Raw genomic sequence first — 12,465 nt, forward strand, 5'->3', positions numbered from 1 at the left:
GGAGCAGGCAGGGCCTTGCTTGATCTCGGCTGCGTAAACCAGTCCGGAAATACGGCCACCTGCCTGCATAGGCCGGGATGCGCATCCCGGCCTATGCATCAAGTAAACCACAATAAGTCCACACAAGGCCGGTATGACGGATAGAGGGAGCAAAATTGCCCCCTCGACCATTAGCATGTCCGGTCCGCAGATCAGATCTGCCGAACGGTGATCTCTTCTTCCGCATCCACGGCCAGCGGGTTCTTCAGCGGCAGGCCGAAACCGGCGGCTTCGATCTCGAAGACGTCGCCCGCTTCCGGCTTGATGCCTTCTGCGAAGGAAAGCGTCGCGGTGCCGAACATGTGCACATGCACGTCGCCGGGCGCGCGGAACAGGCCGTATTTGAAGTGGTGATATTCGAGGTTCGCGAAGGTGTGGGACATGTTGTCCTCACCCGAAACGAAGGGCTTTTCGAAGATGACCTTGTCGCCGCGACGGATGCGCGAGGTGCCGCGAATATCGGACGGCGGAGCGCCGACGCGGATTTCCGGACCGAAGCTTGCCGGGCGCAGCTTGGAATGGGCGAGATAGAGATAGTTGATCCGCTCGGTGACGTGATCGGAAAACTCGTTCGAGACGGCAAAGCCGATGCGCACCGCTTCGCCCTTGTCGGAGATCACATAGATGCCGGCCATTTCCGGCTCTTCGCCGCCATCGAGCGCGAAGGAGGGAGAGGTGAGAGCCGCACCCGGTGCTGCCGCCACATGGCCGTTGCCCTTGTAGAACCATTCGGGCTGAACGCCCTTTTCGCCGGCCTTGGGCTTGCCGTTTTCGAGACCCATGCGGAACATCTTCATGGAGTCCGTCAGGCTTTCCTCGGCGGCTTCCGTGGTCTTCTTGTGCATGCTGTCGCGGGTCGCGGCCGAACCCAGATGGGTAAGGCCCGTGCCGGTCAGATGCAGATGCGCCGGATCGGGATGGGTGATCGGCGGCAGGAAACGGCCTTCGGCATAGGCCTTTTCGAGATCGACGGCATCGCCGAGACCATGGGCGGAAATGACATCGGCAAGGCTCTTGCCGCCATTGGCGGCTTCCATGGCGAGCGCATAAACCGACGCCGCACCCTTGACGGCCTGCGCCTGCCCGCCTTCTTCGCGAACGGCTACGATGATCTTGCCACTGGCATCCTTGATCTGTGAAATAAGCACGGGATTTCCTTCCTCCGGCGCAACGCGCCTTGTCTCTTCTAAGCGGCGCATAACGCCTGCACCTTATGAAAGTGGCCGGAAACCGGCCACTTTTTTGACTTGCTATGTGGGTTGGGCAATCAGCCCTTGTTCTTGTTGTAGACGTCGAAGAACACGGCGGCGAGCAGCACGAGGCCCTTGACCATCTGCTGGAAGTCGATGCCGAGGCCGACGATCGACATGCCGTTGTTCATGACACCCATGATGAAGGCGCCGATGACCGCGCCGGTGATCTTGCCCACGCCGCCGGATGCCGAAGCGCCGCCGATGAAGCAGGCCGCGATAACGTCAAGCTCGAAGCCCACACCCGCCTTCGGCGTCGCCGAGTTGAGGCGTGTCGCGATGATCATGCCGGCAAGACCGGCCAGCACGCCCATGTTGACGAAGGTGAGGAAGCTCAGGCGCTCGGTATTGATGCCGGAAAGCTTGGTCGCCTTTTCATTGCCGCCCATCGCATAGATGCGACGGCCGATGGTGGTGCGGCGGGTCACGAAGCTATAGAGCGCAACGAGAACAAGCATCACGATCAGCACGTTGGGCAGGCCGCGATAGGTGGAAAGCTGGTAGCCGAGGAACAGGATCGCGGCCGAAATCAAAAGGTTCTGGGCGATGAAGAAACCGAAAGGCTCGACATCGATACCGTGCTTCACGTTCACGACGCGACGGCGCCATGCGAGATAGAACAGCACGACCGTAATCAGTACCGTCAGGATCATCGAGGTGGTGTTGAGACCTTCAATGCCGCCGATATCGGGCAGGAAGCCGGTGCTGATGATCTGGAAATCGGTCGGGAACGGACCGATGTTCTTGCCGCCGAGCACGAACAGCGTCAGGCCGCGGAACACCAGCATGCCCGCCAGCGTCACGATGAACGACGGAATGCGGTGATAGGCGATCCAGTAACCCTGTGCAGCACCGATGATGCCGCCGATGACGAGACAAATCAGCGCCGCAAGGAACGGGTTCATGCCCCATTGCACGGTCAATATGGCCGCTATCGCGCCGACAAAGGCGACGATGGAGCCGACCGAAAGGTCGATATGCCCGGCCACGATGACGAGCAGCATGCCCAGCGCCATGATGACGATGAACGAGTTCTGCAGGATGAGGTTGGTCAGGTTCACAGGGCGGAACAGGATGCCGCCGGTGTAGAACTGGAAGAAAACCATGATGGCGACGAGCGCGATCAGCATGCCGTATTCGCGGATATTGGAGCGAATATACGACCCGACCGAGATGACGTTACTTTCTTCGTTTGTTGTGTTTGCCGAACTCATGAGTTCTTCTCCCCTGAGCGCATGATAGCGCGCATGATGCTTTCCTGGCTCGCCTCTCCCTTCGGCAATTCAGCGACGATGCGGCCTTCGTTCATGACGTAGATGCGGTCGCAATTGCCGAGCAGTTCTGGCATTTCCGATGAGATCATCAGAACGCCTTTGCCGTCGGCAGCGAGCTGGTTGATGATGGTGTAGATTTCGTATTTCGCGCCGACATCGATACCGCGGGTCGGTTCATCGAGGATCAGCACGTCGGGATTGGAGAACAGCCACTTGGAGAGCACGACCTTCTGCTGGTTGCCGCCCGAAAGATTGACCGTTTCCTGAAAAATCCCCGACGAGCGGATGCGCAGGCGCGTGCGAAAATCGCTCGCCACCTTCATTTCCTTGATGTCGTCGATGATGCTGGCACTCGACACGCCGGCCAGATTGGCAAGCGTGGTATTGTGCAGAATGTTGTCGTTAAGCACGAGACCGAGATGCTTGCGGTCTTCCGTGACATAGGCCAGACCGGCATCGATGGCCTTGCGCACGGTGCTGACATCGACCGGCTTGCCGTCGATCAGCACTTCGCCGCTGATCTTGTGGCCATAGGACTTGCCGAACACGCTCATGGCGAATTCGGTGCGCCCGGCACCCATCAGACCGGCAATGCCGACGACTTCGCCCTTGCGCACGGTAACGTTGATATCGTGCAGAACCTGGCGGTCGCGGTGCTGCTGGTGATAGGCGTTCCAGTTCTTCACTTCGAGAATGGTCTCGCCGATCGGCACGTCGCGCGGCGGATAACGATCCTCGAGATCGCGCCCCACCATGTTGCGGATGATGACATCCTCGCTGATTTCTTCCTGATGACAGTCGAGCGTCTTCACCGTCATGCCGTCGCGCAAAACGGTGATCTGGTCGGCCACCTTGCGCACTTCGTTCAGCTTGTGGGTGATGATGATCGAGGTCATGCCCTGCTTGCGGAATTCCATCAGCAGGTTCAGCAGCGCCTCGGAATCGCTTTCGTTAAGCGAAGCCGTCGGCTCATCGAGGATGAGCAGCTTCACGCTCTTCGACAGCGCCTTGGCGATTTCGACCAGCTGCTGCTTGCCCACACCGATATCGGTGATCAGCGTCTCCGGCGATTCCTTCAGGCCCACCTTCTTTAAAAGTTCGCGGGTACGGTTGAAGGTCTGCTGCCAGCTGATGACGCCGCTCGAAGCGACCTCGTTGCCGAGGAAGATGTTTTCCGCAATCGACAGGAGCGGCACGAGCGCCAACTCCTGGTGAATGATGATGATACCAATATCTTCACTGTCGTTGATGGCGCGAAAATTCCGCACTGCGCCTTCATAGTGGATTTCGCCCTCATAGGTGCCGGCGGGGTAAACACCGGAAAGGACCTTCATCAAGGTCGACTTCCCCGCGCCGTTCTCACCGACGAGTGCGTGGATCTCACCCTCTTTAACCTTGAGGTTGACGTTCTCAAGCGCTTTCACGCCCGGAAACGTCTTGGTGATGTTCCGCATTTCGAGAATGGTATTGGCCATATCGCAATCCAGCGCCCGATTAATTCCGGCGTTTTTATTTTTATGGAAAAACGGGGATGACGCCAAGCCATCCCCGCATGTGTGTCGAGCTTATTTCAGCTGGTCTTCCTTGTAGTAACCGCCATCGACGAGAACCTGCTTGTAGTTCTCCTTGGTCACTGCAACCGGCTTCAGCAGGTAGGAGGGAACGACCTTGACGCCATTTTCATAGGTCTTGGTGTCGTTCACTTCCGGCTCCTTGCCCTGCAGAACGGCGTTGACCATGTTCACGGTCACCTTGGCGAGTTCGCGGGTGTCCTTGAAGATGGTGGAGTACTGTTCGCCGGCAATGATCGACTTGACGGAAGGAACTTCAGCGTCCTGACCGGAAACGACCGGCAGCGGCTGGTCCTTCGTGCCATAACCAACGCCCTTCAGCGAGGAGATGATGCCGATGGAGAGACCGTCGTAAGGCGACAGAACGGCGTCAACCTTGGCGTCGGTGTAATAAGCCGACAGCAGGTTGTCCATGCGGGCTTGGGCCGTTGCCGGGTCCCAACGCAGCGTACCGACCTTGTCCATGCCGGTCTGGCCGGACTTCACCACGAGCTTGCCGCTGTCGATGTAAGGCTGGAGAACCGACATCGCGCCGTCATAGAAGAAGAAGGCGTTGTTGTCGTCCGGGGAGCCGCCGAAGAGCTCGATGTTGAACGGGCCCTTGCCGTCCTTCAGGCCGAGCTTGTCGACGATCGAAGTCGCCTGCAGAACGCCAACCTGGAAGTTGTCGAAGGTGGCGTAGTAGCTGACGTCGCCGCTGTTGCGGATCAGGCGGTCATAAGCGATGACCTTGATGCCCTGCTCGCCGGCCTGCTTCAGGACGTCCGACAGCGTCGTGCCGTCGATCGATGCGATCACGAGGACCTTGACGCCCTTGGTGACCATGTTTTCGATCTGGGAAAGCTGGTTCGGAATATCGTCATCGGCATATTGCAGGTCGGTCGTGTAACCGGCTTCCTGCAGCTGCTTCACGATGTTGTTGCCGTCGTCGATCCAGCGTGCGGACGACTTGGTCGGCATGGCGATACCAACGGAACCCTTGTCCTGTGCGAAAGCCGGCACTGCGAAAGAAGCAGCACCGATGGCACAAGCTGCCATCAGCGAAATAATGGACTTCATTAACTCTCTCCCTTGAGCCCTTCTCTGGAGCCCGCATGCTGCGGTGCACCATGAAATTCATGCCGTCAGAGGAAGAAGCCGCATTGCGCTCATTCCGATTTCGCAATTGCGAAATGGAACAGCTGCCGCTCCTCCCCGGCATTCCGCAAATTGTTCTGAATCCATATAACTGTCAAATAGAATAAATCAGTTTCCATATATCAATTATGATATATTAAATCGATACAAAAACCGATGAGGGGTATAAAACCACGGATGAACAACCAAAAAGTGTATGAGCAGGCGCAAACAACGGATGCCCTTTTCGTCTTTGAGGACAACCCTTTGCTGCGGGCCGGATTGAAGATGAGCCACCTGCGCATGCTGGTCATGATCGAGGAGCACGGGCAGGTCAGCGCGGCCGCCGCCGCCATGAACATGACGCAGCCAGCAGCCTCGCGCATGCTCTCGGAAATGGAGGCGATCGTCAAATCACCCCTTTGTCAGCGAGCCTCGCGCGGCGTGGTGCTGACGAAATTCGGCGAGGCGCTGGCGCGGCGCGCGCGCACCATATTGCTGGAACTGCGCGAGGCGAGCCGCGAGCTGAACCAGATGAAATCCGGCAGCGGCGGCTCGGTCTATATCGGCGCCGTCACCGCGCCTGCCATCAGCCTCGTGGTTCCCGCCATAAGGCGCGCCATGGACACCTATCCCGGCATCGAAATCAACGTGCAGGTGGAAAGCAGCAACGTGCTGGCCCGCGAACTGCTGGCGGCCCGGCACGATTTCATCATCGGCCGGATACCGGACGATTTCGATCCCGGCCTCTTTTCCATCCATGAAATCGGCATAGAGCGCGCCTGTCTGGTGGTGCGCGAAGGCCACCCCCTGCTTCGCGGCGAGCCCGTGACCCTGCAAGATCTCTCCGGTTACGACTGGGTCTTCCAGCCGCCCGGCGCGCTTTTGCGCAGAACCATGGAGGATGTGTTCCTCACCCATGGCGTCGCCATGCCGCGCAACGTCATCAATACGCCATCCGTGGTGCTCACCCTTGCGCTTGTCTGCAATACGGACGCCATCGCCCCAATCGCGCAGGACATGGCCGAATTCGTTGCCGGCCAGCAGGCCGATATCGGCCGAACCCGGATATTGCCGACGGATTTCGAACTCGTCGTAAAGCCATACAGCATCATCACCACCAAGGGCCGTGTTTTGCCGCCCAGCGCCCGCCTGCTTTACGATCTGGTTCTGGATGAAAGCCGCAAGCTGACCGGCCCGTGACGGCGGTAAGCCAGACACCACCTTCATGATCCATAAAGGCCGGATAGTCAGACCGGCGAGGGAAAAGCCGCATGCTCTTCGGACAATCCGTCTTCCAGTCGGTCGTCGACAGGCTGAAACACGAAAAAGAAACGGAAGAGGAAGGTACGGCGCCGCCACCGCCCGCCGGCCACCGCATTGCCGGTTTCAGCTCGGGCTTTGTTATCGATACACATATTGAAACGCCGCCGCCCGCGAACGGCAATCTCGATGCCTATCTCGCCTTCCTGGCCGACCCCGCGCCACCGCCGGAACCGGAGCCGGAGCCCGAACCGGAACCGATGCCGGCCCATCTCGAAAAGACGTCGCTTGCCGATGTTTCGGCGGAACTGGCGATCCACGACGCCGACACGGCCGCAACGCTTGCGGAAAAGCGCCGCGCCTTTGCCCGCCTCAATCATCCCGACCGGGTGAAACCGCAGTTCCGGCACAATGCGACGCTGCGCATGACAGCGGCCAATCTCCTGATCGACCAGGCGATCCGGATGCTGCGGGCGCGGGAGCATTTCCGGTAAAAGTGCCGGACAGCCTTATCTCGCAAAATACATGAAACGAAAGACAGGAGGCGCTTCAGCCCGCATCGTTCTTGTCGGTGGGCGCGCTTTCGGCGGCAGGCTCATCCGCGCCGTTTCCGCTTTTGGGAGCATCGCTTGCGGGTTTGAACTTCAGCAGCAATTCATAGGCCGCATAAGCGCCGATGCCGGCAACGATGGTTCCCCAGAAAAACTCGCGATTGACGAATTCGATGACGGCCCATGCGGCGCAAAAGCCGACGATGAGCAACCGGACCCACAGGGGACGATAAAGCGGATGACTCGTATCGATATTCAGCATGGCGTTCCCGTCCCGGGCCTTTCCAGTCGATCGCATGATTGCGGTTCCACACCCAAAGGCGTGAAGATGCTTATGCGTCTTGGCGGTTTCACAGGAAAATTGCAACGCAATTCAGCCCCGCTGCCGATCAGGCTGGCGTGAAAGACCAGCGCAGGAAGACCGTCGCCGATGCCGCAGGCAATGGGAAGACGGAACATCTGCGGATAGGCCGCACCCTGCGGCGACCCGCATCTGGATTGCCGCTCTCGTCGAAGGTCAGTCGCGCAGGCGTCCGAGCAGCGCCAGAAGCTGATCGCGGGCCTTCTTGCCGCCGATCCTGTCGATCAGCTTTTCCTCACGATCCCGCCAGGTGTTGGAAAGCCGGTCGAGAAGGCTGCTGCCCTCCTCCGTCATGTCGAGGAAATGGACGCGCCTGTCCTCTTCCGATTTGCGGCGGACGAGCAGTCCCTTCTCTTCCATGCTGTCGACGATGGCGACGAAATTGGCGCGCTGTATGCCGAGCGCTTCCGCCACATCGCTCTGCTTGAGGCCCTGATTGCCGCCGACGATGACGAGAACGGAAAAATCGGCCGGCCGCAATCCCTGCTCCGCCAGCACATCGGCAAAACCGTTTGCCACGGCAAGTTGCGAGTGCCGCAAATGATAGCTGATCGCAGTCGTCAGCAACCCATAGTCGATAGCCGTGATATGCGCCGCTTCCGCGCTGCCGCTTTCGGCCTTTTCCGTCCGCGGCCCGTTGCTGTGTGCCAATCGCAAAGCCATCCGATCCCCCGCCTGATTCGTTCCTTTACCTTGTCGAAATCATAACCGACAACGTCACGAAACTGTATCCCAAATAAATGTAGATGATACTAATATTGTATAATAATTTGACAGTTAATCGCCGGCAAAGCAAACCCGGACTCCGGATCGCCACCCGGCGAACGAAAAAAGTATGACTATTTACCCGCCAATTTTGAGGGGATAAAATCGCGTCCCGCGCCGTATTTGAAAGGCGTTGCCCTCATCCGACCGCCCCTTCGTGAAAGCGACAAAACAGCGGCCCGACCCGGCAATAACATACTACTTATAAGGGAAACCCTATTGCGGCAAAAAGACAATACGTCAAACGACGCATCGCCCTGCCGCCGTTGAAAGGCCCGCGACCACCCCAAAACAGGCCCCACGCCGGGCTCCGCCCAAAAACAGGCAACGTTTCGCAAATCTCTGATTTTTAGACATTGATGCGAAAACAAAGCTGGGGTATGAACCAACCGCTGCACGCGATTCAAGCGTGACCGCTGCACCCGTAGCTCAGCTGGATAGAGTGTTGGATTCCGATTCCAAAGGTCACAGGTTCGAATCCTGTCGGGTGCGCCATTAAAATCAACTATCTATTGATTTTCGAGTAACCAAGCATGAAGCCTTGAGCAGCTTGCTCTTCGATACGCCCGGAAGCCAACGCTTCTGAGGCCATGGTATAAGCAATTTCAGACATCGCCATATGGCTTCAGGCAACATCGTTGATCGTACATTTACTGCACGCGCTCGACACAGCCGATGGGTCGCATCTGCTCGAAACCGCACCGGGATCCAGGCGACATTGAGAACATTCTTCGCTTTTTTGTGGATCGAGCTTTTAATTACGTGACCACATCGCCGCCGGTCAGGACAGGGTTCGCCTCCACCTCGTCTTCGGCAAGGCTGGCGTTTGCCTGCAGATGCAGGCCCATCACCGCCACGAGGAGAAAAAACCAGACGAAGCCCGAGCTGAGCAAGAATAGCGTTTCTAGAAAGCCGTAGAGCAGGACATAAAGCCAGACGCCGACATAAAGCCGCGTCAGCGGGCTGTTGCGCGTGGTGTCATCCATTTTGCCGAGATAGTGAAGCGGCAGCAGGCAAATCCACATCAGCACTAGCCCAAGCCCCGGAATTCCGCCTGCAAGCAGCAGGTCGAAATAGCCACTATGGGAAGCCGGCGCGGTCGTCGCCCAGGTATTGTTTTCGGTGAAGCTCGACATCAGGGCGTCGCTGCGCCAAAAGGCCTGATAGCCGTATCCGAGGATCGGACTTTTGCGGATGTACTCGATGGCGACGACCCAGATATCGGTTCTGCCCGTAAAGCTGGCATCGACACCCATCCTCGTCAGCATCTGCGAAAACACCGGGTCGACCGTGGTGCCGACGGTCACGACGGTGAAGACCAACAGAAGCAGGGCCAAGACAACATAACGCCACTGGGGCCAGTGCACGATGAACCAGCCCGCCGCGACGACGATCGGCATCAGGCCGAGCACCGTCTTGCCGCCTGACTTGATCAGAAAGAACAGCGATAACAACAGCACCAGCAGGCCGCCGACGAAGGACCAGCGCCGGCAGAGATAAATCGCCACGATAATCAGCACCGCCATGACCGAGGCGGCCTCGTTCTTGTGCTGGAAGACTCCGCGCCAGTTACCCGCCAGAAGCGGCTCCAGCGCGTCGCTTGCCTGATGGATAGATCGTGATGGCAGGACGATGACGCCGAAGTAACACAGAAACAGGATAATCATCACGCACCCGGCAAGCAGCGTGGTGAAATGCCGCTCCGTGCGTGGCAATTGCAGAAAGCCGCCGGCAAGCACACAGATGATGGCGCACATGGCAAGCCGCCGCAGCGAAAACGCCGGCGCCTCGCCCACCAGCGAGGTGAAGACAAACCAGCCGAAAATCGCCGCCATCAGCAGGCGCGGCGTGAAGGCGAGGGAAAGCGAACGTTCCCTCGCCATGAATACCATGAAACTGAAAAGCAGAATGATCGCGGTGAGCTGGTTCAGCAGGTTGGACCCAGCCGCCATGGCGGAGCCCTGATAGGTCGAGGAAAGCGAAACATAGGGCGAGAAGCCGACCGTGAAATAAAGGAACGTCACATAGAACAGTGTATTCCGCCAATATCCACGCGCCTGTTCTTCGTGCGCTGCAGCCATAAGGGGGGCTTCTCTGTCTTTTTTCATGCGTGCCACATCGTACCCGATGCTTCATTCCGGTAACATGAATATCCCGCCAAAATCCTATTTTTTAGTTATTCCGAATGCACGGATGAATAGCAATGCCTTCATGAAAGAAAGGAGCGTAAGCGGAGAAGCAGGCGCTTTCTTGCAATCAAACAGTGTGCAGATCAGGAGTCGAGTTAGCCCTTTTAGGCCTCTAAATAAAAAGTGGCGCCTTTGCGACGAACTCCCAACTCATCACTTGACTGGAAGATATCAGTTCGGGCTTATTGGATTTCAACTAGGGGATGTTTTTATTCGGGGGTATCGTGAAGGGCTCATTATTAGCCTGGCTGCTTGCCATGGTTTTGTACGCTGTGGGCTCTCCAGCTCAGGCTGTAAGTATAGACTGCGGAGAGAACCAGTCATTTTCGGCCGGGCTCGGAGGCTGGGGACCATGGTGGAGCGGGTCAGCTCCGGTCGTGGACACGTCCATCGGCCACACGGATTCACAATCTTTGCGCTTACAGGGCGGTCCTGGCACGGCAAGCAGATACATATTGCCCACCGAATGCCCGCTCGGCATCGCTTATGTGAATTATTGGGTGCGCACCCAAACGGGTAGCGCTCGTATTTACACAAAGCTCGTTGATCAGGTGACCGACGCCGTCCTGTACGATTCGGTCAACGCCGGACCGACCATTGTGGGGACGACTTGGACAAGGATTTCGATTCCCGCCATGATCACCAATGAGACACTCATTGGCATTACCGCCGAGCCGGTTTCGCCGGCAACCAACACAACAGTTTATGTTGATGATGTCGTCGTTGCGAATGATGCCTGCGCAAACCAGTCTTTCACGCAAGACACGGGCGGGTTTGTGGTTTGGTGGAGCGGCAATGCGGTGGCCAGAACCTCCCCCGGACGAACAGATAACTGGTCACTCAAACTGAGCGGTTCTCCATATGGCACCGCCAAGCGAGATATAAGCCCCGGCGAATGCCCTCAGCCATTAACCCGAGTTGCTTATTATGTCCGAGCGGAGACGGGAAGCGCTCTTGTTCACACAAAACTCGTCGATCAGGTAACTGACGAAACACTATGGGATACCAACACCGGCCCGATTGCCGTTTCTTCAACGGCCTGGACGCGCGTCGTTATTGACGTTCCCATGCCGAATACAACATTGATCGGTATTACAGCCGAAAGACAGGACGGCGGTGCGGTCTCGGTGCTGGTCGACGATGTCATGCTGAATCCAGGCATCGCCGCCTCCCCCCCAACGCAGCCAGACAACGTACCTGTTCCCGTTCGCGATGGTTGGGCTCTGACTTTTTCTGATGAATTCTCGAATGGTACACTTGATCCCGCAAAGTGGGTGGCAATCACCACGGGCCCAACATACGGATCTAGCACGGAGGGTTTTGGCGAGACCTGGGGAACGGAGTGCTATAGCGCTTCGCAAGTAGCGATCCAAAACGGATCGCTACAGTTGACCGCAAAGCAGCAGTCCGTGAGCTGCCTGGGGATCACCAAATCGTGGCTCAGCGGACTTGTCATTTCGAAGGATCGCTTTTCGCAGGCTTTTGGCCGTCTGGAGGCACGGATCAGAATGCCAGTCGCAAGGGGATCTTGGCCAGCGTTCTGGATGATGCCGCAATTGCAAAAGAACTGGGGAACCTGTGGCATGTACTGGCCCTGCGGAGGCGAAATCGACATTCTTGAATATGTGGGGCAACTCAACTCCACGACCAATGCCACTGAAGACAAAACAGTGCACAGTACTTTGCACTGGGGTACATCGACTGGTGGGCATACACAGGACTCCGGTTCGGCAAATGTTGTTCCCAGCGTCGACCGTTGGACGGTATACGCGGCTGAATGGGATACGACAGGCATCTCGTTCTTCGTCGATGACACCTTTGTCAAAAAGGTCACGTTTCCCCTGCCCAACAGTTCAGGACTTTACACCGGGGCAGAGCCATTCAATGTTCCGTTCTACTTTATATTGAACCAGTCGGTGGGAGGCGCTTGGCCGGGGACACCAGATCCCGCAGATTATCCCAACACTGTCAAAATCGACTATGTCGCGGCATATAAACGTCCATGACCGGTACGTCTATTCAATGACACGTGCGATGGCTGTATCCAGGAAGAACAACTCTAATCACGTGTTCTTCAGATTTTAGG

General features: G+C 57.5%; 10 protein-coding genes and 1 tRNA gene. 4 read left to right on the forward strand and 7 right to left on the reverse strand.

Annotation, left to right across the window (positions count from 1 at the left end; all coding sequences use genetic code 11):
- Positions 1-191: 191 nt before the first annotated feature.
- From araD1 to chvE, 4 genes are all read right to left on the reverse strand, one after another.
- Positions 192-1,187 carry a 2-keto-3-deoxy-L-arabinonate dehydratase AraD1 gene (gene araD1, locus I3J13_RS22280; RefSeq protein ID WP_196380264.1) on the reverse strand — a complete coding sequence of 332 codons (996 nt, stop codon included), beginning with the start codon at positions 1,185-1,187 and terminating at the stop codon, positions 192-194.
- A gap of 119 nt (positions 1,188-1,306) precedes the next feature.
- Positions 1,307-2,503 (reverse strand): sugar ABC transporter permease GguB, encoded by a 1,197-nt coding sequence (gguB, locus tag I3J13_RS22285; RefSeq protein WP_059754318.1) that lies wholly within the window; start codon positions 2,501-2,503, stop codon positions 1,307-1,309.
- Positions 2,500-4,038 (reverse strand): sugar ABC transporter ATP-binding protein GguA, encoded by a 1,539-nt coding sequence (gene gguA, locus I3J13_RS22290; RefSeq protein ID WP_003520541.1) that lies wholly within the window; start codon positions 4,036-4,038, stop codon positions 2,500-2,502. Before gguA ends, gguB begins: the two co-directional genes overlap by 4 nt.
- 90 nt (positions 4,039-4,128) lie before the next feature.
- Positions 4,129-5,193: a sugar ABC transporter substrate-binding protein ChvE gene (chvE, locus tag I3J13_RS22295; protein WP_003520542.1), complete on the reverse strand. Its 1,065-nt coding sequence runs from the start codon at positions 5,191-5,193 to the stop codon at positions 4,129-4,131.
- 255 nt (positions 5,194-5,448) lie between these two features.
- Here chvE and I3J13_RS22300 point away from each other — a divergent pair, with 255 nt between their 5' ends.
- Both I3J13_RS22300 and I3J13_RS22305 read left to right on the forward strand, forming a co-directional pair.
- Complete coding sequence (locus I3J13_RS22300) at positions 5,449-6,453, forward strand: LysR family transcriptional regulator (RefSeq protein WP_020808912.1); 1,005 nt, start codon at positions 5,449-5,451, stop codon at positions 6,451-6,453.
- Positions 6,454-6,524: 71 nt separating this feature from the next.
- Positions 6,525-7,007 carry a hypothetical protein gene (locus tag I3J13_RS22305; protein WP_196380265.1) on the forward strand — a complete coding sequence of 161 codons (483 nt, stop codon included), beginning with the start codon at positions 6,525-6,527 and terminating at the stop codon, positions 7,005-7,007.
- A gap of 55 nt (positions 7,008-7,062) precedes the next feature.
- Here the strand turns inward: I3J13_RS22305 and I3J13_RS22310 are convergent, their stop codons facing one another.
- Both I3J13_RS22310 and I3J13_RS22315 read right to left on the reverse strand, forming a co-directional pair.
- The gene (locus I3J13_RS22310; protein ID WP_020808914.1) at positions 7,063-7,326 is read right to left on the reverse strand and encodes a hypothetical protein; all 264 of its coding nucleotides are present in this window, start codon (positions 7,324-7,326) and stop codon (positions 7,063-7,065) included.
- A gap of 255 nt (positions 7,327-7,581) precedes the next feature.
- Positions 7,582-8,088, reverse strand: coding sequence for a MarR family transcriptional regulator (locus I3J13_RS22315; protein WP_196380266.1), 507 nt, complete (start codon positions 8,086-8,088; stop codon positions 7,582-7,584).
- A gap of 520 nt (positions 8,089-8,608) precedes the next feature.
- Between I3J13_RS22315 and I3J13_RS22320 the strand changes: the two genes are divergently transcribed.
- Positions 8,609-8,685 (forward strand) — tRNA-Arg (locus I3J13_RS22320).
- Positions 8,686-8,948: 263 nt separating this feature from the next.
- Here I3J13_RS22320 and uppW read toward each other — a convergent pair.
- A complete protein-coding gene (uppW, locus tag I3J13_RS22325; protein WP_196380267.1) occupies positions 8,949-10,271 on the reverse strand; it encodes a Wzy-type polysaccharide biosynthesis protein UppW in 1,323 nt (440 codons plus the stop codon).
- A gap of 563 nt (positions 10,272-10,834) precedes the next feature.
- Here uppW and I3J13_RS22330 point away from each other — a divergent pair.
- Positions 10,835-12,385, forward strand: a complete 1,551-nt coding sequence (locus I3J13_RS22330; RefSeq protein ID WP_196380268.1) for a glycoside hydrolase family 16 protein — start codon at positions 10,835-10,837, stop codon at positions 12,383-12,385.
- The last annotated feature ends 80 nt before the right edge of the window (positions 12,386-12,465 follow it).

The sequence above is a fragment of the Agrobacterium leguminum genome, assembly GCF_015704895.1.
Taxonomy (GTDB): domain Bacteria; phylum Pseudomonadota; class Alphaproteobacteria; order Rhizobiales; family Rhizobiaceae; genus Agrobacterium; species Agrobacterium leguminum.